The following is a 24,904-nucleotide window of genomic DNA, read 5'->3' on the forward strand; positions in this document are numbered from 1 at the left end:
TTTAAATGTGGCAGCGTTGTATTTTGGCAAGCATATGCCAGGACTTTCAGCCGTCCGCCGCGACGAAATTAAGGCAAAACCGGCAGCAAAATGCTGCGTCGCATTCAATGTTGCAAAAATGTGGTCAGTGCCGGAATGCCGTCTTGCGTCAAAAAACGCTCGATGGGAGCTGAAAGCGGAACGGTTCCGCCATCGATGAAGACGGCATGATCGGCAAGACGGCGAACTTCAGCCGGGTCGTGCGAGACGATCAGCACCGTATTGCCAGTTTCGCGGTGAAGCTCGGACAAAAGCTCCGCCATGCCGGAGCGCAGGCCGGGATCGAGCGCGGCGAAGGGCTCGTCGAGCAGCAGGATCGGCTTGTCGCGCACCAGCGCCCGTGCGAAGGCCGCACGTTGGCGCTCGCCGCCGGAAAGGGTGCCGGGCTTGCGTCTATCGAAGCCGGCAAGCCCAACGCGTGTCAGGGCTCCCGAAATCCTTTGCCGGTCGTCCACCGAGAGTTTCAGCGACGGGCTGATGCCAAGCCCGACATTGGTGAAGAGATCGAGATGGGCAAAGAGGTTGTTATCTTGGAAAACCAGCGATACCGGCCGCTCGGAGGGATGCAGCCTAGTGACATCCTGCCCGGCAAGCATAATGCGGCCACGGTCGGGCGTCTCGAAGCCGGCGAGCAGATTGAGGAAGGTGGATTTGCCCGATCCGGACGGGCCGGTAATAGCGATGATCCGGCCTTGCGGCAGTTCGCAATCGAAGCGGAAATCATGGGTGCCGAGCCGCAATTCGACCCCGGTCATTGTGATGCCCCGTTGTCCCGTGCGCTGATTATCGGTCATTCCGCCTGCCTTCGTCCTCATGCCTGCCTTGACCGGCCGTGCCGGCGACAGTCAGGAGTAGACATATCAGCCCCAGAATGAAAGCAAGTCCGTCCGCATCGTTGGTGCGATAGCTGCCGAGCTTGCTGTAGACCAGCCAAGGCAGTGTCACCAGGCTATCGGAGCCGAAGAGAGCGACGGCGCCGAGATCGCCAAGCGACAGCGCCATGGCGAAGGAGAGCGCCGTAAAAAGCGGCTTGCGCAGGCCGGGCCAGTCGACCAACCGCAACCGCGCGAGGCCCTGAAGACCGAGGCTTGCGGCCAAACGTTCCGTGCGGCGACGATGGACAGCATGGGCCGGTTCGATGACGCGGATGACAAAGGGAAGCGCCACCAGGGCGTTGATGGCGACGATCAGAAGCGCTGCAAATCGGGCGGGATCGCCAAACAGCCTCAGCGCCAGGAACCATCCGGTCGCCAGCACGATCGGCGGCACCAGCAAGACGAGGGAGGACGTGCCGCTCAAGGCGAAGGCGAGGGCGCGCAGGCCCGGCGCTTTCCGGCGTTCGGCCGCTATCGCCGCGCGGGCGCGGATGATGGCGAAGGAGATGAGAACCGCCAGAATGCCGGCGGCAAGCGCGATTGCGAGGCTGGTCGAGGCTGCCTGCAGGAAGATCGCCTGGCTGACGAGCCTCAGAAGATCTGCCTTGAGGCCGGTGACGACCACCGAGGCGAGCGGCAGGCCGATGAATAGGGTGGCGAGCAGGAGCAGCGTGCTGTCGGCCAGTTTGGCGGCGGGCACTGTTCCATCGATGCGCCGCACGGCGCGGCCTGCCGTCAGCCCGTGATCGTCCGGCGCTGGAAGCAAGGCCATGGCGCCGAGAATGGCGGCGGTCACCACGATCTGCAGCAGGGACAGGGCTACGGCGCGGCCGGGATCGAAATCAAAGCGCAATGCTTGATAGATCGCCACCTCGAGCGTGGTCGCGGCCGGGCCGCCACCGAGGATCAGCACCAGCGTGAAGCTGGTGGCACAGAGCATGAAGATCAGGCCGGCGATGCCGGAAATGAGGCCGCGCAGCACCGGCCATTCGATGAAACGAAAGACGGAGGCGGGGCGCATGCCGAGGCCACCGGCCATTAGCCAATATTCCGCCGGCACGCGTTCCAGCCCGGCGAGCATCAGGCGGGCGGCGAGCGGCAGGTTGAAGAAGACGTGCGCCAGCAGGATGCCCGTCAGCCCGTAGATGCTGACCGGCTGCGCTAGGCCGAGCCCCGTCAATAGCTGGTTGAGAACGCCCTGACGCCCCCATATGCCGAGCAGGCCCAGCGCGCCGATCAGCACCGGCAGGCCCATGGGAACGGCCATCAGGCGTATCAGCCAGAGCCGGCCGAGAAATCGCGGTTGCCGCGCCAGCGCGCGGGCGACCGGAATTGCGAGGGCGACAGAAAGCAGGGTGGACAGCGTTGCCTGCAGCAGGGTGAAGCGCAGCACGCGCAGAAGATAGGGATCGGCAAGCGGATTGCCGTCGGCGGATTCGATGCCGGCGGCAAGCAGGGTGACGATGGCAAGGCCGATGAAAAACACGATACCGGCGAGGCTGAAGGCCCCGCCGGTGATGGCATGTCTTTTCTCCGGCGCCGTCAGCAGCATCTCGGCATCAATTGGTGCTGGTGGCGGCCAGCCATTCGTCGATCCAGGCCTTGCGGTTCTTCTCGACCACATCGGGGCTCATCAGGAAGGTCTTCGACGGGACGACCAGCTTACTGAAGGCATCCGGCAGCGGCTCGGACGTCGCCGAGACCGGCATCATCCAGTTGTTGGTCGGGATTGTGTCCTGGAAGCCGGGCGAAACCATGAACTTCAGGAAGTCGCGGGCAAGGTCCTTGTTCGCAGACGACTTGATCAGGCCGGCGACCTCGATCTGGATGTAATGGCCCTCGGAGAAGGCGGCCGCCTGATAGCGGTCGGTCTTGTCTACGACCATATGATAGGCCGGCGACGTCGTATAGGAGAGCACCATCGGTGCCTCGCCCTTGGTGAAGAGGTCATAGGCTTCCGACCAGCCGGGCGTCACGGTCAGGATGCGGCCCTTGAGCTTCGTCCAGGCATCGGCCGCCTTGTCGCCATAGACCGACTTGACCCAGAGCAGCAGGCCGAGGCCCGGCGTCGAGGTGCGGGGGTCCTCGATGACGATCTTCTGCGACGGATCGCCCTCGACCAGATCCTTCAGGCTCTTTGGCGGATTCTTGACCACCTGCGTATCGTAGACGACGGCGAAATGGCCGTAGTCATAGGGGACGAAGACGTCGTCTTTGAAATCGCCCGGAACCTTCAGGCCTGATGTGTCGATGCCACTGGCGTCGAACAGGCCAGTGTCCTTGGCCTCGTCGACGAGGTTGGTGTCGAGGCCGAGAACGACGTCCGCTTTCGTGCCCGTGCCTTCCAGCTTCAGCCTAGAAAGCAGCGCCACGCCGTCGGTGACGCTGACGTAATTGACCGTGCAGCCGCAGGTCTTCTCGAAGGCGGCCTTGACCTTGGCGCCCGGACCCCAGTCGGCGGTGAAGCTTTCATAGGTGTAGATGGTGAGCGTCTTGTCGGCGGCTTCGGCGCCCGGGGCGGCGAAAAGCGTTGCGCCGGCGGCGAGAGCCAAGCCGGTAAACAGTGACAATAGCGATCGGTTGGGCATGACAGCGCCTCCTCGTTGGTTTCGTTTTGAACGGGAAAAGGGCGCCATGATTTTGTCACGCGTCTAATCCCTCCGCCGGTGTTAGCCGGATCAGGTTCCGCGGGTTGGCCGGTGAAAGCCTCTCAGCCAGATGTCTTCGAAAGACATAAGGCACCCCGTTAGAGCGTTGGCAGGTTTATTCCTGTGACGAAGCGATGACAAGGGGAATGATTCCCCTGTCGATTGCAGTACGTTCGTTTTACTCGGCCGCGTGCGCAGCCGCCTGGCTGTCGAGCTTCTTGGCGGAGCCGGGCAATTGCACGTTCTTCAATGAGATCGCCGTCAGCAGGCCGAGGAAACAGATGGCGGCGGCCGTCATGAACAGTGGGCTGAAGGCGCTCGCATAGGCATTGGCAACGCTTTCGCGCGTGGCGTCCGGCAGGGCCGCCATCATCTTCGGCGTCAGCTCCTCGATATTGGCGACACCGGGGATGGAAACGCCGATATTGCCGAGCTTGGCGGCGATGATGGCGCCGTAGATGGAAATGGCGATCGAGGCGCCGCCCATGCGCGAGAGCGTCACGGCGCCGGTGGCGGCACCGACGTCGCGGCTGGCTGCGGCATTCTGCACGCCAATGACCGGGACTTGTTGTGCCAGGCCGATGCCGATGCCATGCAGCAGCATCAGGGCGCCGATGAAGACGATCGGCGTGCCGGCGTGAACATGCGCCAGCGTGGCGAAGGCGATGGTGCTGCAGGCGGCGCTGGCGATGGCGAAGGGCTTGTAGCGGCCCTTCATCGAGATCAGCCGGCCGGCCGAAAGCGAACCGCAGACGATGCCGCCGGTCAACAGGATGAACAGCAGGCCCGCCATGGATGGCGACAGGCCGGTCGTCGTCTGCAGGAAGAGCGCGAAATAATTGACCATGCCGATTGCCACCGCGCCGCTGGTGACCGAGATGATCAGCAGCAGGCCGAAGGTCGGGTTGCGGAACAGCGTCATCGGCACGATCGGCTCCGGCGCGCGACGTTCGACGAAAACCCAGGCCAGCGCACAGAGCGCGCCGAAGGCGGTGATCCCGAGGCATTGCGGCGAAAGCAATGAGCCGAAGAGCTCCGTGCCGTCAGCGGCAAGCACGATGCTGGTGGTCGTCAGCGCAAGGAGGAGCGCGCCGGCATAGTCGATCTTCGGCTTGCGGGCGGGTTTGCGGTACGGCAGCATGAAGGCGAGGCCGGCCAGAACGATAAAGCCGATCGGCACGTTGACGAGGAAGATCGAGCGCCAGCCGAAGAGGTCGCTCATCGTGCCGCCGAGAACGGGGCCGATGGCGCCGGAAGCCATCAGCACCAGGCTGGAATAGCTCTGATAACGGGCGCGTTCCCGCGGTTCGAAGAGATCGGCGTTGACGGAGAAGATCGAGACCAGAATGCCGCCGCCGCCAAGGCCCTGCAGCACGCGGGCGGCGATCAGCGTATTCATCGATATTGCAAGGCCGCAGACCGCCGAACCGATGGTGAAGATCGCGATCGCGGTCATCATCACATATTTGCGGCCGAAAAGGTCACCGAGCTTGCCGTAAACGGGCATCGAGGCGGAAAGGGCCAGCAGATAGGCCGAGCCGATCCAGCCGAAGCGTTCCAAGTGCCCGAATTCTCCGACGATGGTCGGAAGTGCCGTCGATACGATCTGGTTGTCGAGGGTTGCCATGAACATGGCGGTCATCAGGAAGAAGAAGAGAATCAGCCGGCGGCGATGATCCGCCACAAGTGGCGTGGGCGTGGTCTGCATATCCATGGAACGAGAAATCCGAGCTTGCCCGAAACGCTATGCGCTCGACCGAACGCATGGGAACGCCCCGGTTCCTGAATGCGGAACATGGCGTTTTCGGACAGGTCTTCGAAAGCGAATGTTCCGGAGCAATATATGTGCTATCAGCATATAACTGTCAATGGCAAGTGAATGCTGTTTGCATATTTTAATTCCTATCCGTCTCTGATATGTTGGAATGATGACATCAGCGACGAACACACGAGAAGTTGAAGCCTCACCCTTGCCCGAAGATGAAAACCGGTTGCGCATCGGGCAGGTGATGACCCGCATGCGCCTGATGACCGGCCGCCGCATGATCGGTCGGCTTGCTATCCAGAACGTTGCGCCGGGCCTGGAGCTTTCGCATCTCGACGTCATCGATGCCGTAAGGCGCGCGGAAGAGGCCGGCGAAGTCACGGTCGGGACGATCGCCGACATCCTGCGCATCGATCCATCGCGGGCAAGCCGCATCGTCGCTGACATGGTCGCCCGCGGCGTGTTGCGCCGCAGGGCATCGCAGGCGGATGCGCGCCGCATCGTGGTCGTGCTGACCGCGCTGGGCCAAAGGCTGCTCGCCGAAATCCAGGCGCAGAAATTTTCGGTCATCGAGAGCATCATTGCCGACTGGTCGACCGAGGACATCGAGACTTTCTCGCTGCTGTTCGATCGGTTCGTCAGCGGTTATGAGCAGGTTTTCCAGGCGCGCATCAAGGAAACAGACGGCTGAACGGCTGACACCGCCGTTCTTGCCAACAGCGCTCTTCCCTTAGGACGCGTCTTTGCGCTATGGGCTTGGCACATGAGCCAATCCACCACCTTCACTATCCTTCTTGGCGGCGAGCTTCGCCTGACGGACCGGCTGCGCGCGGCGGTCGCGGGCAGCCGTTTCATTGCGGCAGATGGCGGCATGCGCCATGCTGTGGCGCTCAATGCGACGCCCGAGCTCTGGGTCGGCGATTTCGACTCGACGCCGGCGGATCTGCACGGTGCATTTCCGGATGTGCCCAAGCAGCCCTATCCGGAGGCAAAGGCAGCGACGGACGGCGAGATCGCCGTGTCGGAAGCGATCGGCCGTGGTGCGAAGCGGTTGATCCTCGCCGGCGCCATGGGTGGAGAACGCTCCGATCACGCGATCCAGCATCTGCTCAATGGCGTTCAGCTCGCCGAAAAAGGTTTCGACGTGCTGCTGACCTCGGGCGATGAAGAGGCCGTGCCGCTGCTGCCGGGCGACTTGGAACTGGCGCTGCCGGCCGGCTCGCTGTTTTCCATTCTGGGCTTCAGCGACTTGAAGGGTCTCTTCATTCACAACGCCCGCTATCCCCTGCGCGATTTCCATCTGCCCTTCGGCGCATCGCGCACCATTTCCAATGTGGCTGAAGGCACCGTGCGCCTTTCGCTCGGCAGCGGCAGGGCGATCGTCCTTGCCCGCCCTTATGATCTCAGCGGAGTCTGATCTTGGCCCCTCCCATTCTGAAACTCGACGACATCTTTCTGAGCTTCGGCGGCGCGCCACTCTTGGCCGGCGCCGGGCTGCAGGTCGAGCCGGGCGATAAGATCTGCCTTGTCGGCCGTAATGGCTCCGGCAAGTCGACCCTACTCAAGATCGCCGCCGGCCTCGTCGAGGCGCAGTCCGGCGAAGTGTTCCGTCATCCGTCGTCGACAGTGCGCTATCTCGAACAGGCGCCGGACTTTGCCGATTACAAGACGGTGGCCGCTTATGCCGAAGCCGGGCTCGGACCGGGCGACGACCCTTATCGCGTCACCTACCTGCTCTCCCATCTTGGCCTGACCGGCGAGGAGGATCCGAAAAACCTCTCGGGCGGCGAGGCGCGCCGTGCCGCTCTGGCCCGCGTTCTTGCGCCGGAACCGGATATCCTGCTGCTCGACGAGCCGACCAACCATTTGGATCTGCCGACCATCGAATGGCTGGAAGGCGAGCTACAGAAGAGCCGTAGCGCCCTGGTGCTGATCTCGCACGACCGGCGCTTCCTGGAAAAGGTGTCGACGGCGACCGTCTGGCTCGATCGCGGTACGTCGCGGCGGCTCGATCGCGGCTTTGCGTTTTTCGAAGCCTGGCGCGACCAGGTGCTGGAAGCCGAGGAGCTGGAACAGCACAAGCTCGGCAAGGCGATCGAGCGCGAGGAGCATTGGCTGCGCTACGGCGTGACCGCGCGGCGCAAGCGCAATATGCGCCGCCTCGGCGAGCTGCAGGACATGCGCGCCCGCCATCGCGGCCACAAGGGGCCGCAGGGCACGGTGCAGGCAGCGGCTGCCGACGCGCAGGAGAGCGGCAAGCTGGTGATCGAGGCAGACAAGATCACCAAGACCTATGACGAGCGCGTTATCGTCGCGCCGTTTTCGATCCGGGTGCATCGAGGCGACTGCATCGGTCTCGTCGGTCCGAACGGTGCCGGCAAGACGACGCTCCTGAAGATGCTGACCGGCCAATTGCCGCCGGACGGCGGTATGGTCAAGCTCGGCACCAATCTGGAGATCGCCACCCTCGACCAGAAGCGCGAGGACCTCAATCCGGAGGATACGCTCGCCAATTACCTGACGGATGGCCGTGGCGAAAACCTGCTGGTCAATGGCGAGCAGCGGCATGTCACCGGCTATATGAAGGAGTTCCTGTTCCAACCGGAACAGGCGCGTACGCCAATCAAGAATCTTTCCGGCGGCGAGCGCGCCCGCCTGATACTGGCGCGTATCCTGTCGCGGCCGACCAATCTCCTGATCCTCGACGAACCGACCAACGATCTCGACATCGAGACGCTGGACCTCCTGCAGGAGATCGTTACCGGCTTTAACGGCACCGTTATCCTCGTCAGTCACGACCGTGATTTCCTCGATCGGACCGTGACCTCAACCATCGCACCTGCCAATCCCGAAGAGCCGGACGGCCGCTGGATCGAATATGCCGGCGGCTATTCCGACATGCTCGCTCAGCGCAAGGGCGCAATCGAGGAGCGCAAGCGAGCCGAAAAGGCAGCCGAGAAGCCGAAAGCAGCGGAGACGCAGGCAGCCACCGCTGAAGCTTCGAAGGGTAAGGGCAAGCTCTCCTACAAGCAGAAATTCGCCCTGGAAAACCTGCCGAAGGAGATGGCGAAGGCCGAGGCTGACATCGCCGCCCGCGAAAAGAAAATGGCCGATCCCAACCTCTTCGCCAAGGATCCGGCAAGCTTCAACCGCCTTGCGGCCGAGATGGAAAAGCTGCGCGACAGCCTGACGAAAATGGAAGAGGAATGGCTGGAGCTCGAGATGCTGCGGGAAGAGCTGGAGGGCTGAGGCGCGGTTCAAACCGTGTCATCAACCTTTCATAGCCATCGGTATATTAAAGAAAACAGATGGTTGCAGCCGGTGCTATTCCCTGTTGTCGAATTCGATAAACTGTTTATACATTGTGTTGAAAGTACCAGACTAGAGCATCCTGCTTTCAGGTAAATATCCCCTCCAAGCGAACAGATGCTCCAGGTTCAAACGTCCAGAGCGCCCCTTCTGCGTTTAAACCAACGCACGGCGTTCCGGAGCTGGAGGACGCCGCGGATCGTCAGTCATCCGCGACGCATTGAGAAGTCCGAAGAGATCTGACGAGATTCCGCCGCTGGCGGTGTAGGTCCTTCGCGAAAGGCTGCAGGCAGACATCATGAACGCTTGACGCGGCAGTTTTTGCCGTGGGTAATTTATTGGTCAGGGGGTTCCTTCATGCCGATGACGCTGGCGCGTGTCGCTTTCTTAAGCTGTGCAATTGCTGCTCTCACGGGATCTCAGGCGCTGGCGCAAAATGCGCCGCCCGCGGCACCGGTGACGGTCGCCAAGCCCGTGGTCCGCGATGTCATCGACAGCGATGAATTCATCGGCCGCTTCCAGCCGGTCGATGAGGTCTCCGTGCGCTCGCGCATCGGCGGCTATCTGCAGGAGGTGCATTTTCAGGACGGTACCATAGTCAAGCAGGGAGACCTGCTTTTCGTCATCGACCAACGGCCCTACGTCAATGCGCTGAATGAAGCCACGGCTTCCCTCGAAGTCGCGAAGTCGACACTGACGAATGCCGATGCGCAATTTCAGCGCACGCAGGCATTGGCGGGTACCGGCAGTTTGTCCGCATCCAATCTCGACGATCGCCGCCGCGATCTAATCTCGGCGCAGGCAAATGTCCGCGGCGCGCAGGCGGCTGTCGATCGTGCCTCGCTCGACATGGAATATACCAGGATAACCGCGCCGCTCAGCGGCCGCATCGACCGGCGCCTGATTTCGGTAGGCAATCTCGTCCAGGCGGACCAGACCGTTTTGACGACCATCGTTTCGCTCGATCCGATCGACTTCTATTTCGACGTCGATGAACGGCGGCTGCTTTCCTATGCCGATGAGGCGCGCAAGAACGGCAGTGTTCTGCAGCAGGGCGGTGGTGGCCTCGATGTCACCGTGATGATCGCCGACAATCGCCAGCAGCCGTTCAAGGGCAAGCTCGATTTCGCGGAAAACCGCGTCGACAACCAAACCGGCACGATCCGTGTGCGCGCCCGCTTCCCCAATCCGAATCTCGTCTTGCAGCCCGGCCTTTTCGGGCGCATCCAGGTCGCGGGTTCCAATAGTTACAAGGCGGTCCTTGTTCCCGACGAGGCCATCGGCGCCGATCAGGATCAGCGCGTCGTCTACGTCGTCGGTGCCGATGGCAGCGTTACGCCGAAATCCGTGCGGCTTGGGCCGAAGCTTTACGGCTACCGCGTCATCCGCAGCGGCATGACTGGCGACGAAACCATCGTCGTCAACGGGCTGATGCGCATCAGGCCCGGCGTCAAGGTTGCACCGCAATTGGTCCAACTGCCGCCGGATGCAACCAACGAGGAGGCGCCGACACAGGCATCGGTCCAGGGGTCGGACCAATGAGATTTTCCCATTTCTTCGTCGACCGGCCGATTTTCGCGTCGGTCCTTTCCATCGTGCTGCTGATCGTCGGCGGCATCGCCTATTTCCAGCTTCCGGTCGCGCAATATCCGGAAGTGGCACCCCCGACGATCGTGGTGCGAACCTCCTATCCGGGTGCGGATTCGCAGACCATTGCCGATACGGTGGCGACGCCGATCGAGCAGGAGGTCAACGGCGTCGAGGACATGCTCTACATGTCCTCCTATTCCAGCGCCGACGGTTCGATGTCGCTGACCATTACCTTCAAGCTCGGCACCGATCTCGACAAGGCGCAGGTTCTGGTCCAGAACCGCGTCTCCATCGCCGAGCCCCGCCTGCCGGATGAGGTTCGCCGCATCGGCATCACCACGGTCAAAAGCTCGCCTGACCTGATGATGGTCGTGCATCTGCTTTCTCCGAGCAATCGCTATGATCAACTCTATATCTCCAACTACGCCCGCACGCGCATCCGCGACCTTCTCGTCCGGCTCGACGGCGTCGGCGACGTGCAGCTCTTCGGCGAGCGGCAATATTCGCTGCGCATCTGGCTCGACCCCGAAAAGCTTGCCGCCTACGGCATGACCGCCGGCGATATCGTCCAGGCATTGAGGGATCAGAACGTGCAGGTATCGGGCGGCTCGATCGGCGGGCCGCCGGTTTCGGGCACCAATGCCTTTCAATATACGGTGACGACCCAGGGGCGCTTTTCCGATGCGCGACAATTCCGCTATGTCATCGTCAAGGCGACGGATAGCGGTCGGCTCGTGCAGTTGCAGGATGTGGCGCGCATCGAACTCGGCGCGCAGGACTATGTCACCAACAGCTACCTGAACGGCGCTCCCGCCGTTGCGCTCGGCATCTTTTCGCGGCCCGGCACCAATGCGCTCGATGCTGCCGCAGATATCCAGAAGACGATGAAGGATCTGGCACAGGATTTCCCCCAAGGCCTCGAGTATCGCATCGTCTACAATCCGACGGAGTTCATCTCGGAATCGATCAACGAGGTCTACAAGACGATCTTCGAGGCAGCGATCCTCGTCGCCATCGTCGTGCTGGTCTTCCTGCAATCCTGGCGAACGGCGATTATTCCGATCGTCGCCATCCCGGTATCGTTGATCGGCACCTTCGCCTTTTTGCTGGCCTTCGGCTTCTCGCTCAATATGCTGACGCTGTTCGGCCTGGTGCTCGCCATCGGCATCGTCGTTGACGATGCGATCGTCGTCGTCGAAAACGTCGAACGCAATCTTGCGCTCGGGATGACGCCGAAAGAGGCGTCGCACGTGACCATGAACGAGGTCGGTACCGCCGTGCTGGCGATTTCGCTGGTCCTCATCGCCGTCTTCCTGCCGACGGCTTTCATTCCCGGCATATCGGGGCAGTTCTACCGGCAGTTCGCGGTGACGATTTCCGTTGCAACAGCGATTTCCTGCCTGAATTCGCTGACGCTGTCGCCGGCGATCGCGTCGATCGTGCTGCGCCCGCATGACCATAAGAAATCGAATAACATCTTCTCGCGCTTCGGCCGCGCTCTTGGCAACGGTTTCAACCGCGGCTTCGACCGGATGAGCAGCGGCTATTCCTGGGTCATCAGCCATCTCGTCACGACCTGGGTCGCGCTCGGCTGCGCTCTTGTCGTGTTCGTCGGGCTGCTGGGTGCGACGTGGTACATGGGCAAGATCGTGCCGCAAGGCTTCATCCCGACCATGGACCAGGGCTATGCCATCGTCGTCGTGCAGCTTCCGGATGGAGCGTCGCTCGCGCGCACCAACGCCGTCATTCAGAAGGCGACCGAGATCATCAGGAAAACGCCGGGCGTCGAAAACGCTGTTGCCTTCGCCGGTTTCAACGGCGCGACCTTCACGAATGCCTCGAATTCCGGTGTCATCTTCACGCCCTTCAAACCGTTCGAGGAGAGATTGAAGAACGGGGAAAGCGCCAGCAAAATCATTGGTCAGCTCTACGGCAGCCTGCAGGGCATCCAGGAAGCCTTCATCATCGCGATTCCGCCGCCTTCCATCCGCGGCGTCGGCAATTCCGGCGGCTTCAAGATGCAGCTTATGGACCGGGAAAATGCCGATATGCGCCGGATTCTCCCGCTGGCCTATCAGCTCATGGGCGTGGCCGCACAGAACAAGGGCGTCAGCGGCGTCTTCACCACCTTCTCGGCCAATAGCCCGCAATATTTCCTCGCGGTCGATCGCGACAAGGCGCGGGCGCTGAACGTGCCGATCCCGAATATCTTCGAGACCTTGTCGATCAATCTCGGCACGTCCTATGTCAACGACTTCAACGCCTTCGGCCGCGTCTATCAGGTACGGGCGCAGGCGGACCAGCAATATCGCATGGACCGGGAGGATATTCTCGCTCTGAAAGTTCGCTCGGCAACCGGTGCGCTGGTGCCGCTCGGGACGCTGGTCGACATTCGGGATACGACCGGGCCGACGCTTGTCCAACGCTACAACATGTATGTCTCGGTCCCCCTCCAGGGCAATCCGGGGCCGGGAGTTTCGACCGGCACCGCGCTCGATACGATGGAAGGATTGGCGAAGAACCTCCTGCCGGCGGGTACGACCTTCGAATGGACGGAGCTCGCTTATCAGGAAAGGAACACCGGCAATACAGCCGTCTATATCTTCGCGCTGTCGGTCATCTTCGTCTTCCTGGCGCTCTCGGCGCAGTATGAAAGCTGGATCCTGCCGCTGGCCATCATCCTGATCGTGCCGCTGGCGGTGCTGGCTGCCCTCATCGGCGTGCATCTGAGGGGTATGGACAACAATATCCTGACGCAGATCGGCCTCATCGTGCTGATCGGCCTTGCGGCGAAGAACGCGATCCTGATCGTGGAATTCGCCCGCCAGGCGCAGGAGGAGGGCAAGAGTGCCGTCGAAGCGGCAATCGAGGCCAGCCATCTGCGCCTGCGGCCGATCCTGATGACTGCCTTCGCCTTCATCTTCGGCGTCGTGCCGCTGATGATCGCCACCGGCCCCGGCGCGGAAATGCGCCAGTCGCTGGGTACGGCGGTCTTCTCGGGCATGCTCGGTGTGACGTTGTTCGGCCTGTTCCTGACGCCCGTCTTCTATGTCGTGCTGCGCAGGCGGCGCCGGCCGGCGGCGGAGGCTGCGGCGGAAGCGCCTTCAGCCCACGATGCCGCGGCGCAGTGACGCCGATCAGAGATGTGGATTGCGCGGCCGGTATTTTTTCACCAGCCGCTGATTGACTTCCTTGGCGCGCGGCATGTTGGCGCTGAGATAGACGGGCGGGTCGCCGTCCTTGCAAAGCTCGGCGGCGACTTCGGCAAAAACGGCATTCAACACCGTGGCGCCAATCGCGGTCGATGCCGGCCCGACTTTCAAATCGCTGCCCGGCAGATCGATGACGGCGTCGCCAGGCGGCAGGCCGTTGTCGAAGACGATATCGGCGATATCGGCTAACCGCCGGCGGCCATTGGCGATAGCGGTGGAGTAGGCGAGGGAAGTGATGGCAATGACGGTCGCGCCGATCTCGCGGCCGTAATCGGCGGCCTCGATCGGGGCGGCATTGACGCCGGAATTAGAGGCGATGATGAGGACATCGCCGGACTGCATGCCGTAGCGCTCGAAAATCGGCCGTATCAGGCCCTCGGTGCGCTCATAGACCGAGCTGATGACGGCGCCTTCATGCAGCATGGCCGAGCCGACCAGCACGGGGATGGTGAAGGCCAGGCCGCCGGCGCGGTAGTGCACCTCCTCCGCCAGCATATGCGAATGGCCGGTGCCGAAGACATAGACGCGTCGATCGGCGCGCGCCGCCGCGCTGATGACGGCGGCAGCCTTGGCCATCGGCTCGGCGAGCGTCTCGCGCAAGGTTTCCAGCCGGCCGATGAGGGCGGAGAAATAGCTGTCCGTGACTGCGGTCATTCCGTGCCTCTCTCGTTTGCGGTTTCAGGCCGATCGCTGGCCGGAGATCCATGTCTTGGTGACTTCGATGCCGTCATTGATGTGGACGAGATCGGCACGCGCGCCGGGCGTCAGATATCCACGGTCGGTAAGCCGCAGGAAGCGCGCGGGATAGGACGTCGCCATGCGCAAGGCTTCTGCCAGCGGCAATTCAAGGATATTGACGCCGTAACGGATCGTCGAGGCCATATCGACATCGGAGCCGGCAAGCGTGCCGTCATCCAGCGTCAGCTTCGAGCAATAGCCGCCCTTGGTGCGATAGACGGTGCGGCCGTTCAGGGTGAAGCTCGGAAGGTCGGTGCCAACCAGCGACATGGCATCGGTGACGAAGAACAGCCGGCCCTCGCCGCGCTTGGCGCGAAGCGCGATGCGCAGGGCTCGTGGATCGACATGGTGACCATCGGCGATGATGCCGCACCAGGGCGCGGGATGGTCGATCGCTGCGCCCACGAGGCCCGGCGCGCGATGACCCATCTGGCTCATGGCGTTGAAAAGATGGGTGACGCCACGGGCGCCGGCGTCGAAGCGGGCATCGGCCGCTTCCGCGGTGCAGTCGCTATGGCCGATGCTGACGATGACGCCGCCTTCGTTCAGCGCCTGTACCTGGCGTGCGGTGACCTGCTCGGCCGCCATGGTGACCAGCAGGATGCCGATCGCCTCGCGGGCGCGGATGAGGGTCTTGACGTCGCTGTCTTCGACCGGGCGCATCAGTTCGGCAAGATGTGCACCCTTGCGGGCCGGCGCCAGATGCGGGCCTTCGAGATGCAGGCCGACGACGCCTCGGTTGGCCTTGACGGCTTCGGTCGCCGCCTCGATCGCCGCCGTCGTCGTCGCAGCGATATCGGTGATCAGCGTCGGCAGCAGCGCCGTCGTACCATAGGGGCGATGCCCCTCGGCGATCGTATACATGGCTTCCGGCGAAGGGCCGTCGTTCAGCATGCAGCCGCCACCGCCGTTCACCTGTGCGTCGATGAAGCCGGGGGACAGGACGCCGCCGTCAAGGCGGATCACTTCGGCATTATCCGGCACATTGTTGGCGGCGGTGATCGCCTGCACCCGGCCATTGCCGGTCACCAAGGCGCTGTCCTCGTGAAACCGTTCGCCGTCGAAGACGCGGGCGCCGGTAAAGACCTTGTAATCCATCACATGGTCTCCGTTACCTTGAGAAGATTAGCCGGCTTATCCGGATCGAATCCCTTGCGACGCGTCACGGATTCGATGAGGCGATAATAGCAGAGCAGCGACACCAGCGGGTCGAGCAAACCGTTGCCGGTGGTCGGCATGCGAAGGTTGATGCCGGGTAGCGGAGCGGTAGAGAAGGAGACGGCGGTGGCGCCGAGCTTCTGCAGGCGCTCCAGCGCCTGGGCATTGTTGGCAAAGGCGGCATCGTCGGGCGAAAAGGCAACAATCGGGAAGCCCGGCTGCACTAGCCGCATCGGTCCGTGCATCAGCTCGGCAAGCGAAAAGGCTTCGGCATGCAGGCCAGAGGTTTCCTTGGCCTTCAGGGCTGCCTCCAGCGCAATGGCGAATGCTGGACCGCGACCGCCGGTATAAAGCGATGTCGCGTTGAACAGCACGTCCTCGGCGGCCTTGCCGTCGATCCCCGATGTCGCTGCAAGCGCTTCCGGCAATTTGGCGAGGCCGGCGGCAAGCGCCTGGTTTCCCGAGATCGCGGCGGTGACGCCGGCGAGCGCTGCGACGGAGGCAATGAAGGATTTCGTGGCGGCGACGCTCTTTTCCGGGCCGGCGTTGAGACCGAGCACGATATCGGCCTCCTTGGCGAGCGGGCTGTCGGTGACGTTGACGACGGCGATCGTGGTGGCACCACCTTGCTTGGCGGCGGCCTGCAGCGCGATGATGTCGGGGCTGCCGCCGGATTGCGATACGGTGAAGTGGATGCCGCCCTTTAGATGCAGGGGGGCGCCATAGACCGAGGCGATCGACGGACCGACCGAGGCGACGGGTACGCCATGGGAGATTTCGAAGAGATATTTGAAGAAGGTGGCGGCATGGTCGGAAGACCCGCGTGCGGCCGTGGTGATCACGGAGGGGCGGGTAGAGACGAAGAGCTTTGCGATCTCAGCAAAGACGGGCTTTTCTTTCTCAAGCAGCGCCGCGACAACATCCGGCGACTGGCCGGCTTCCGTCAGCATCAGGGATTGGGTCTCGCTCATAGGTCATCTCCAATTCTCAATTCGGCAACGAAATCATAGGCATCGCCGCGATAATGCGAGCGGGTGTATTCAACGACGCGCTGGTCTTCCAGGCGTGAAATACGTTCGATCAAAAGCGCGGGCGCGCCGGCTTTGACGTTGAGGATCGACGCGGAGGTCGGATCGAGCGTCACGGCTGTCAGTCGTTGCAGGGCCCGGACCGGCTTGAAGCCGTTTCCAGCCAGCGCATCATAGAGCGAACCCTCGGAAACCGCATCCTCGCCGACGAATTTGATCGGTACGACGGCGCGCTCGATGGCGAGCGGCTGGCCATCGGCCAGGCGCAAGCGATCGAGCCGCAGCACGGGCTCGTCCTGGCCGAGACCGAGCAGAAAGGATTCTTCGGGGGCCGGCGTGCTGACGCTGCGCGACAGGATCCTTGCCGCCGGCTCGCGGCCGCGCGAGCGCATATCGGCGGAGAAGGAGGAGAGGCGCCAGAGTGATTGTTCGATACGCTCGACGCGCTGCGACACGAAAGTACCGCTGCCATGGCGCGACTCGATCGCGCCGGAGGCCAGCAGATCGCGATAGGCGGTGCGGACCGTGACGCGGCCGACCTGCAATGCCTCGGCCAGATCGCGCTCGCCTGGCAGAGCCGCTCCCGATTTCAGCAGGCCTTCCTGGATGAGCCCGGTCAGCGCCTGGGCCAAGCGCTTGTACAGCGGGCCGCTCATGGCCGCGTCGCGCAGGCCGCGACTGTTCAATTCAGCGACTAAACTGGTTCTATCCATGGGTCCTTCATAGAACCTATTTAGAACCAATCTGCAAGATGAATCTGATCTGCGGGCTAAAATTCAATCGGCTGGGCGCGGTGCGCCCGGCCGGCAATTCCGTGATTGGGTATCTTCAGCTCAGTTCTTGGTGAAGATGTAATCAGTTTCCTGCCGCAGCACTTCGCCGGGACGAAGAACGGCGTTGGGGAAGCCCTGGTGGTTGATGGCATCCGGCCAGACCTGGGTTTCCAGGCAGAACCCTGCGAAGGGGCCGATCTTGCGGCCATCGTGGCCGGGAACGGGAACATCCAGCTTGAAACCGGCATAGAACTGCACCCCTGGCTCGGTCGTGCGCACTTCCAGCGAAACGCCGGAATTGACGCTGCGCGCCAGCACCACCGAGCGCTTGGCGGTACGTTCGGACGACAGGCAGAAATTATGGTCGTAGAGCGCCTGTTCGGTCCCATCGAAGCGCATCATCGGCGCCATTTCGCGGAAATCGAAGACGGTACCGGCGACGGGGCGCACTTCGCCCGTCGGCACCTGCTTTTCATCCGTCGGGGTATAGTGGTCGGCGGCGATCATGATGTCGTGGCCGAGCGCGTCGTCGTGGCCATCGAGGTTGAAATAGGCGTGCTGGCAGACATTGGCGAGCGTCGGCTGATCGGCCGTCGATTCATAGGTGACCGAGAATTCACCGTTGCCATGCACCCAATAGGTCGCCTGGATCGTGCAATTGCCAGGATAGCCGGCGCGGCCATCGGGATCGACGATCTTCAGCACGACGCGGTCGATGGCGTGTTCGACGATCGTCCAGTTGCGCTTGGCGGTGTTATCCTTGCCGCCATGCAGATGGGTGACGCCTTTTTCGTTGAGGTCGAGCTGATATTCCTTGCCGTCCAGCGTGAAATGGCCGGCGCCGATGCGGTTGGCGCAGCGGCCGGGCGTGGCGCCGAAATAGGAGGAATGGGCCGGATAATCGGCGAAGTCATCGAAGCCGAGCAGCAGGGACGGGCTATGGCCGTCCAGCCGCAGGTCCTGAATGACGGCGCCCCAGGTCATGATGTGAGCCGTCAGGCCGCCGCCGACGATCTTGACGCGATAGACCGTTTCTCCATCGGCCGTCGTCCCGAAAACTTCCCGCTCCAAATTGTCTTTCGTCATATCAGCTCATCCATTCCCATTGAAAATTCGAGGCCTGACCCTGCCCCCATTTGCGCCGGTCCGCAATCTGTCGATTGCGAAATTTAGAGGCGGCGGGTGGCCGATCAAGTGCCGCTCGGGTTTCTCCCGACGGCTTCGGAACCGGCAGACTGCGCCGGAAATGTGCAATGCGTACGACAGGCCGGCGAGGTGTTTTGTTCGGGTTTGCCGCGGTCTTGTGCCTAGCCATCGCCATCAAGCATGCATGATGAAGACAAGCAGGCAATCAATGTAGATTGTCTCAGCGGGACAGTTCCTTCGTCGCCCTCTCCAAACCACCAAGCGTCAGCGGGTACATCCGCTCGGCAAGCAGACGGCGGATGATTGAGATCGAGGTGGTGTGGGTCCAATAGTTTTCGGGCACGGGATTGAGCCAGACGCATTTGCGGAAATGGCCGGTGATACGGCTGAGCCAGGCTTCGCCGGCCTCCCTGTTCCAATGTTCCACGGAGCCGCCCGGATGGGTGACCTCATAGGGGCTCATCGAGGCATCGCCGACGAAGACGACGCGATAGTCGGGACCGAAGGTGCGGATCAGGTCGGCCGTTGCGGTAATATCGGCGCGCCGGCGGCGATTGTCCTTCCATACGCCTTCGTAGAGGCAGTTGTGAAAATAGAAATATTCCATGTGCCGGAATTCGGCGCGGGCGGCGGAGAATAGTTCCTCGACCACACGGATATGATCATCCATCGAACCGCCGACATCGAAGAACATCAACAGTTTGACGGCATTGCGCCGCTCCGGCCGGGTCTGGACGTCGAGATAGCCGTGCTCTGCGGTGGAGCGGATCGTTCCGGAAAGATCGAGCTCTTCGGCAGCTCCTTCGCGCACCCAGCGGCGGAGCCGTTTCAGCGCCACTTTGATGTTGCGGGTGCCGAGTTCGACGCTGTCGTCGAGATTTTGAAACTCGCGCCGGTCCCAGACTTTCGCCGCCTTGCGGTGACGGGACGCGTCCTGGCCGATGCGCACGCCTTCGGGGTTATAGCCATAGGCGCCGAACGGCGACGTGCCTGCCGTACCGATCCATTTCGAGCCGCCCTGGTGCCGGCCCTTCTGTTCGGCAAGACGCTGATGCAGCGTCTCCATCAGCTTTTCGAAGCCGCCGAGCGCCTCGACCAGTTTCTTCTCCTCGTCTGTCAGATGTTTTTCGGCGAGTTTGCGCAGCCATTCCTCGGGGATCGCGACCTGCTCGGCCGGCGGCGCATCGCTGCCGACCGCCTCGACACCGCGGAAGTAATCGGCAAAGACCTGGTCGAAACGGTCGATGAAGCGCTCGTCCTTGATCAGCGCCGCACGGGCCAGATAGTAGAAGGCTTCGACGTCGTAATCGGCGATCCCTTCTTCCATCCCCTCCAGAAGCGACAGGAATTCCCGGAGCGTCACCGGAACCTTCGCTTCCTTCAGCTTCAGGAAGAAGGGAATGAACAAGCTCAGAACCTCTCTTGGCCGATCTCCTCGAGATCATAGGGCGTCGTCTGGTAGATCTCGTTGATCCAGTTGCCGAAAAACAGATGCGCATGGCTGCGCCAGCGGTTCTGCGGCGCGATTTCCGGGTCGTTATGCGGGAAATAATTGTGCGGCATCTTGATCGGCACGCCCGCGTTCACATCCCGAAAATATTCGTCCGCCAGCGAGGTGGAATCATACTCCACGTGATTGAACATGTAGAGCCGGTTGCAGGCCTGCTCGTGGACCAGACAGACGCCCATCTCGCTGGAGTCCATCAGGATCTGTAGCCCCGGCACCTTTTCGATGTCGGCACGGCGCACTTCCGTCCAGCGCGAGACCGGTATGGCGAAATCATCGGAGAAGCCGTTGAGATAGACCGAGGACGGCTTCAGGTTTTGGTGGCGATAGACCCCGAAGGCTTTTTCCTTCAGCGTATATTTCGGCACCCTATGGAAATGATAGGCAGCCGCCATCGCGCCCCAGCAGACGTTCATTGTGGAATGGACATTGGTCGCCGTCCAGTCGAAGATCTGCTGCATCTCGTCCCAGTAGGTGACCTCCTCATAATCCAGAAGCTCGATAGGCGCGCCGGTGATGATGAAGCCGTCGTATTTGCGGTGCTTCACCTCCTCCCAAGTCTGGTAGAAGGCGAGCAGATGCTCTTCCGATGTGTTCTTGGCCTTGTGGCCGCCGACGCGGATCAGCGAAAATTCCACCTGCAAGGGCGAGGCGCCGACAAGGCGCGCCATCTGCACTTCGGTCTTGATCTTGTTCGGCATGAGATTGAGAAGCCCGATCTGAAGGGGGCGGATATCCTGCCGGATCGCCACCGTTTCGGTCATCACCCGCACACCCTCGCTCTGGAGGGCTTCGAACGCGGGCAGCGTATCGGGAATCTTGATGGGCATCGTTATCACTCGACAAAAACAAAAAAACCGGCCGCGATAAGAATCGCTACCGGTCCGCACGCGGCCCTTTAGCGACTTTTTTAACGTGGCTGCAAGCCGGCCGGCCAAATCACCACGGGAGAAATTCAATAGACCTGCTGCCCCTGCGGGTCAATGGGCAAGCTTTTCCGGGAAAAGCGGGCGGTTGCGTATGTCGGTTGTCGCCTACAGATGATTAAGGAGCGCCTGCATGCCATAGCCGAGACGCAGCCTGGCGTCCTCGATCGGCAGCCAGAAGAAACGGAAGCCAATCGGATCGCCGCCGCCGAACGGCGTCATTTCATAGTGAAGCCAGGTGGCGGGCGCCGTCTCGGAGATGCGGCAGCGGAAATAGTGCCGCTGATGATGGTGCTCGCGCCCATCCTTTTCGAACCGATAGTCATGAATGCCGAGCGGATGGAGTTCGTCCGGCGCAAAACCGGTTTCCTCCTCGAATTCGCGCGCCGCCGCCGTTGCGATGCCTTCGCCGGGTTCGACAGTGCCGCCGGGAACCTGGAGTTCGACGGCGGGAAAATCCGGCTCGTCGAATACCAGCAAATGCCGACCGCTCAGCGCGTAGATCAAGACCTTCACGGCATCCGGCTGCATCATTTCCCCTGCCCGCGCGCCATGAAGGCGAGGCGTTCGAAGAGATGGACATCCTGCTCGTTCTTCAGCAAAGCCCCATGCAGCTTTGGCAAGACGCTCTTCGCGTCGCCGCGCAGCGTGGCCGGATCGACGTCGTCGGCGACGAGGAGGCGAATCCAGTCGAGCGCTTCGGAGGTGGAGGGCTTCTTCTTCAGCCCCGGCACATCGCGGATCTCGAAAAATTGGGTGAGGGCTGCCCGCACCAGTGTCTGCTTGATGCCGGGATAGTGCACCTCGACGATGCGCGTCAGCGTTTCGGCATCGGGAAAGCGGATATAATGGAAGAAGCAGCGGCGCAGGAAAGCATCCGGCAGCTCCTTTTCATTATTCGAGGTGATGATGACGATCGGCCGGACGGCGGCGCGGATCGTTTCGCCGGTCTCATAGACATGGAACTCCATGCGGTCGAGTTCCTGCAGCAGATCGTTCGGGAATTCGATGTCGGCCTTGTCGATCTCATCGATCAGCAGCACGCATTTCTGCGAGGCCGTAAATGCCTGCCAGAGCTTGCCTTGGCGGATGTAGTTCCTGACGTCATTGACGCGCACGTCGCCCAACTGGCTGTCGCGCAGGCGCGAGACGGCATCATACTCGTAGAGACCCTGCTGCGCCTTCGTGGTCGATTTGATATTCCACTCGATGAGGTCGAGACCGAGGGCTGCGGCGACCTGACGAGCCAGTTCCGTCTTGCCCGTCCCAGGCTCGCCCTTCACCAAAAGCGGTCGTTCCAGCCGAATGGCGGCGTTGACGGCGACCATCAGATCCTTGTCGGCGATATAGTCCGCGGTGCCCTGAAATTGCATTGGAAGGCTTTCATCAATCTTTCGGGCGCAAGCTATCCCTTGGCCTAATTCGGTTCAAGGCGTGAAACGGTGTATATACCGAACGTGATCGCGCTGATGTATCGCATGGATGGACATGTGAGCAGGTCATGATTAACTGAGGATTAAGTGCGTCGCAGGGAAGTGTTGATGGCAGTTGAAACGCAAGCCAAGCCGAATAATGAGGGAGCGGACCGGGTCGGATACGACTTCAGCGTTCTCTATCGGCTGCGCATGATGTTTTCCGCCTTTTGGAATTCGGCGGTACGCATCAAGATTATTTCTCTTACGATTGCTTTGTTCGCGATTATTCTTGTCACGGCCTATGTCCAGGTTCTGCTCAACAACTGGAATGCGCCGTTTTATGATTCGCTGGCGCGGCGCGATACGGGAGCGTTCTTCCATCAGCTCGGCGTCTTCGGCATTATTGCCGGCCTGCTTTTGGTCCTCAACGTCGTGCAGGCATGGCTCAATCAAATGACCGCGCTTTATATGCGCGAGGGCCTGGCGCGCGATCTCGTCGACCAGTGGCTGCAGGCCAAGCGCGCGCTTCGTCTGGCCTCCTCCGGCCTGATCGGCGTCAATCCGGACCAGCGGCTGCACGAGGATGCGCGCAATCTTGCCGAAAGCACGACGGGCCTTGCGATCGGTCTGGTGCAGGCGACCATCCTGCTCCTGAGCTTCATCGGCGTGCTCTGGGAGCTGTCCAGCGGCATGGTCTTCAATTTCAAGGGCATGAGCTTTTCCATTCCCGGCTACATGGTCTGGGCGGCAATCATCTATGCCGGCTCTGCCTCGTTCCTGAGCCAGCTCGTTGGCCGCCGGCTGGTGCGGCTGAATGCCGACCGCTATTCCAAGGAAGCCGAGCTGCGCTTTGCGCTGATGCATGCCAACGAGCATATGCCGGCGATCACCATTGCGGGCGGCGAGGAGAATGAGCGCCGGCGGATCAATCTCGATATTTCCGCCGTGCTTGCCGTCATCCGTCAGCTCGCCATTGCCAACACCAATCTCACCTGGGTTTCGGCCGGTTATGGCTGGCTGGTGCTGATCATTCCGATCCTGGTGGCCGCGCCCGCCTATTTCTCCGGCGGGCTGACCATCGGTCAATTGATGGTGGCGGTCGGTGCCTTCAACCAGGTCAATACCGCCTTGCGCTGGTATGTCGCCAATTTCGGCCCGATCGCGGAATGGCGCGCCACGCTGATGCGCGTCACCGATTTCCGCCAGGCGCTGACCGAGATGGATGACGGCAAGGTCATGCCGCATACCATTGCTTTCGAGCATGCCGCGCTCGGTGAAATGGTCTGGACGGATATGGAGATTTCCACCAAGACCAGCGAGGATATCATCGAGAACGGTTTCCGTATCCGCGAGGGCACGGTGACGATTGCCGCCGGCGAGCACATCATGGTCAACGGCGATCATGGCGTGAACCGCAGGCTGCTGTTCCAATCGCTGGCGCATCAATGGAATTGCGGCTCCGGAAAGATCAGCCTGCCGCCGATGGAAGACATGTTGTTCATGCCGCACACGCCCTATGTGCCTGGCGGTACGCTACGCGAAGCGATCAGTTTCCCCGAGGATCGGGACACCTATGACGATGCCGCCGTCGAGGCTGCGATGGACAAGGTCGGCCTCGGCCGCCTGAAGAGCCGGCTCGATACGCAGGCGCGCTGGGACCGGCTCCTTGACAATGACGAGCAAAAGGCGCTCGCCTTCGCGCATCTGCTGCTGGCGCAACCGAAATGGATCATCCTCGATGAAGTTATGGAAGGGCTGGAGCCGGATATCCAGGCCAAGTTCTCGGCGCTGCTGACGGAGTTCACTGACGCCACCGTGATTTATATCGGCCGCTCCGAAGCCTATCTTCAGGCAATGTCGCCGCGCGTCCTGCATCTTCAGGCGCTGGTGCAGCACGAGGAGGTCGTTGCCTCAGTCGTGCCGCGGGCGGCGGTGGTACCGGACGTAAGCCCCAAGAGGGCGAATGGGCCGTCGCGGTAGCTTTGTGGCGGAGCCCTATCTCGCCCGGGCGAGATAGTCCCGAATTCGCTCAGCATGCGAGATCATGCACAAAAACAAAAACGCCCCGTCCGTGAAGACAGGGCGTTTTCCGTGAAACGATAGGCCGATCGCTCAGTCCTTGGCGCGCTCGACGTAGGAGTTGTCTTCCGTGGCGATGACGACGCGGGTGCCGGCGTTGATGTGCGGCGGAACCATGGTGCGCACGCCGTTCGACAGCATGGCGGGCTTGTAGGACGAGGATGCCGTCTGGCCCTTCACGACCGGTTCGGTCTCGGTGATTTCCAGCGTGACATGGCGCGGCAGTTCGAGTGCCAGTGGAACGCCTTCGTGGATCGACAGGATGCAGGTCATGCCTTCCTGGAGATAGGCCTTCTGGTCGCCCATGGTCTCGACGTCGACGACGACCTGGTCGTAGGTGGCCGGGTTCATGAAGTGGAAGCCTTCACCGTCTTCGTAGAGGTACTGGAAGTTCACGTCTTCGACGAAGGCGCGCTCGACCTGCTCGGTGGTGCGCCAGCGCTCGGACACCTTCACGCCGTCAACGATGCGGCGCATGTCGACCTGGGTGACCGGCGTGCCCTTGCCCGGATGAAAGTTCTGAGCGGTGAGAACGACGTAGAGTTTGCCGTCGACATCGAGAACGTTGCCCTTGCGGACTGAAGAGGCGATGACCTTGACCATAAGACTTCCTTGTAACGCTGCCCTTTGCGTCGTAGAGGGACTGTCGAAATGCACCTCGAGACGCAGCTATTGTTTGCTTGGGGGCGCAAGTAC

At 61.8% G+C, this 24,904-nt stretch carries 20 protein-coding genes and 2 riboswitches; of the genes, 6 read left to right on the plus strand and 14 right to left on the minus strand.

Annotation, left to right across the window (positions count from 1 at the left end):
• Window positions 1–104: 104 nt before the first annotated feature.
• The 4 genes from ACXHXG_RS17530 to ACXHXG_RS17545 all read right to left on the minus strand — a co-directional run bounded on the left by ACXHXG_RS17530 (window position 105) and on the right by ACXHXG_RS17545 (window position 5,276).
• Entirely contained in the window at window positions 105–833 is a 729-nt protein-coding gene (locus ACXHXG_RS17530; RefSeq protein WP_457900115.1) for a thiamine ABC transporter ATP-binding protein, read from the minus strand.
• Entirely contained in the window at window positions 823–2,466 is a 1,644-nt protein-coding gene (gene thiP, locus ACXHXG_RS17535) for a thiamine/thiamine pyrophosphate ABC transporter permease ThiP (RefSeq protein ID WP_457900116.1), read from the minus strand. Before thiP ends, ACXHXG_RS17530 begins: the two co-directional genes overlap by 11 nt.
• Window positions 2,467–2,473: 7 nt before the next feature.
• A complete protein-coding gene (thiB, locus tag ACXHXG_RS17540; protein WP_457900117.1) occupies window positions 2,474–3,502 on the minus strand; it encodes a thiamine ABC transporter substrate binding subunit in 1,029 nt (342 codons plus the stop codon).
• Between the two features lie 50 nt (window positions 3,503–3,552).
• A riboswitch (TPP riboswitch) is annotated at window positions 3,553–3,670 on the minus strand.
• Window positions 3,671–3,740: 70 nt separating this feature from the next.
• On the minus strand, window positions 3,741–5,276 hold the full coding sequence (locus ACXHXG_RS17545; protein WP_457900118.1) for an MDR family MFS transporter: 1,536 nt from the start codon (window positions 5,274–5,276) through the stop codon (window positions 3,741–3,743).
• 214 nt (window positions 5,277–5,490) lie between these two features.
• Between ACXHXG_RS17545 and ACXHXG_RS17550 the strand changes: the two genes are divergently transcribed.
• The 5 genes from ACXHXG_RS17550 (at window position 5,491) to ACXHXG_RS17570 (ending at window position 13,357) form a co-directional block, all read left to right on the plus strand.
• A complete protein-coding gene (locus ACXHXG_RS17550; protein ID WP_457900283.1) occupies window positions 5,491–6,018 on the plus strand; it encodes a MarR family winged helix-turn-helix transcriptional regulator in 528 nt (175 codons plus the stop codon).
• Window positions 6,019–6,090: 72 nt separating this feature from the next.
• Window positions 6,091–6,744 carry a thiamine diphosphokinase gene (locus ACXHXG_RS17555; RefSeq protein ID WP_457900119.1) on the plus strand — a complete coding sequence of 218 codons (654 nt, stop codon included), beginning with the start codon at window positions 6,091–6,093 and terminating at the stop codon, window positions 6,742–6,744.
• Between the two features lie 2 nt (window positions 6,745–6,746).
• A complete protein-coding gene (locus ACXHXG_RS17560) occupies window positions 6,747–8,576 on the plus strand; it encodes an ABC-F family ATP-binding cassette domain-containing protein (RefSeq protein ID WP_457900120.1) in 1,830 nt (609 codons plus the stop codon).
• Window positions 8,577–8,999: 423 nt separating this feature from the next.
• Window positions 9,000–10,178 (plus strand): efflux RND transporter periplasmic adaptor subunit, encoded by a 1,179-nt coding sequence (locus ACXHXG_RS17565; RefSeq protein WP_457900284.1) that lies wholly within the window; start codon window positions 9,000–9,002, stop codon window positions 10,176–10,178.
• Window positions 10,175–13,357: an efflux RND transporter permease subunit gene (locus tag ACXHXG_RS17570; RefSeq protein ID WP_104824810.1), complete on the plus strand. Its 3,183-nt coding sequence runs from the start codon at window positions 10,175–10,177 to the stop codon at window positions 13,355–13,357. Before ACXHXG_RS17565 ends, ACXHXG_RS17570 begins: the two co-directional genes overlap by 4 nt.
• A gap of 6 nt (window positions 13,358–13,363) precedes the next feature.
• Here the strand turns inward: ACXHXG_RS17570 and ACXHXG_RS17575 are convergent, their stop codons facing one another.
• The 9 genes from ACXHXG_RS17575 to ACXHXG_RS17615 form a co-directional block, all read right to left on the minus strand.
• On the minus strand, window positions 13,364–14,092 hold the full coding sequence (locus ACXHXG_RS17575; protein WP_457900121.1) for an SIS domain-containing protein: 729 nt from the start codon (window positions 14,090–14,092) through the stop codon (window positions 13,364–13,366).
• A 24-nt stretch (window positions 14,093–14,116) separates the two neighbouring features.
• Entirely contained in the window at window positions 14,117–15,274 is a 1,158-nt protein-coding gene (gene nagA / locus ACXHXG_RS17580; protein ID WP_457900122.1) for an N-acetylglucosamine-6-phosphate deacetylase, read from the minus strand.
• Window positions 15,274–16,305, minus strand: a complete 1,032-nt coding sequence (locus tag ACXHXG_RS17585) for an SIS domain-containing protein (protein ID WP_457900123.1) — start codon at window positions 16,303–16,305, stop codon at window positions 15,274–15,276. Before ACXHXG_RS17585 ends, nagA begins: the two co-directional genes overlap by 1 nt.
• A complete protein-coding gene (locus ACXHXG_RS17590) occupies window positions 16,302–17,075 on the minus strand; it encodes a GntR family transcriptional regulator (RefSeq protein ID WP_104824806.1) in 774 nt (257 codons plus the stop codon). The genes ACXHXG_RS17585 and ACXHXG_RS17590 overlap by 4 nt, the downstream gene beginning before the upstream one ends.
• A 120-nt stretch (window positions 17,076–17,195) precedes the next feature.
• Window positions 17,196–18,221: an aldose epimerase family protein gene (locus tag ACXHXG_RS17595; protein ID WP_457900124.1), complete on the minus strand. Its 1,026-nt coding sequence runs from the start codon at window positions 18,219–18,221 to the stop codon at window positions 17,196–17,198.
• A 280-nt stretch (window positions 18,222–18,501) separates the two neighbouring features.
• On the minus strand, window positions 18,502–19,689 hold the full coding sequence (locus ACXHXG_RS17600) for a vWA domain-containing protein (protein WP_457900125.1): 1,188 nt from the start codon (window positions 19,687–19,689) through the stop codon (window positions 18,502–18,504).
• A 2-nt stretch (window positions 19,690–19,691) separates the two neighbouring features.
• On the minus strand, window positions 19,692–20,618 hold the full coding sequence (gene metA / locus ACXHXG_RS17605; RefSeq protein ID WP_104824803.1) for a homoserine O-acetyltransferase MetA: 927 nt from the start codon (window positions 20,616–20,618) through the stop codon (window positions 19,692–19,694).
• A 48-nt stretch (window positions 20,619–20,666) separates the two neighbouring features.
• A riboswitch (SAM riboswitch) is annotated at window positions 20,667–20,744 on the minus strand.
• Window positions 20,745–20,822: 78 nt separating this feature from the next.
• Window positions 20,823–21,245 (minus strand): NUDIX hydrolase, encoded by a 423-nt coding sequence (locus ACXHXG_RS17610; protein ID WP_457900285.1) that lies wholly within the window; start codon window positions 21,243–21,245, stop codon window positions 20,823–20,825.
• A complete protein-coding gene (locus ACXHXG_RS17615) occupies window positions 21,245–22,087 on the minus strand; it encodes an AAA family ATPase (RefSeq protein ID WP_104824801.1) in 843 nt (280 codons plus the stop codon). Before ACXHXG_RS17615 ends, ACXHXG_RS17610 begins: the two co-directional genes overlap by 1 nt.
• Window positions 22,088–22,255: 168 nt before the next feature.
• Here ACXHXG_RS17615 and ACXHXG_RS17620 point away from each other — a divergent pair, with 168 nt between their 5' ends.
• The gene (locus ACXHXG_RS17620) at window positions 22,256–24,109 is read left to right on the plus strand and encodes an ABC transporter ATP-binding protein/permease (RefSeq protein ID WP_457900126.1); all 1,854 of its coding nucleotides are present in this window, start codon (window positions 22,256–22,258) and stop codon (window positions 24,107–24,109) included.
• A 132-nt stretch (window positions 24,110–24,241) separates the two neighbouring features.
• Here the strand turns inward: ACXHXG_RS17620 and efp are convergent, their stop codons facing one another.
• On the minus strand, window positions 24,242–24,811 hold the full coding sequence (gene efp / locus ACXHXG_RS17625) for an elongation factor P (protein WP_104824799.1): 570 nt from the start codon (window positions 24,809–24,811) through the stop codon (window positions 24,242–24,244).
• Between the last annotated feature and the right edge of the window lie 93 nt (window positions 24,812–24,904).

Source organism: Rhizobium sp. LEGMi-198b (assembly GCF_054114205.1).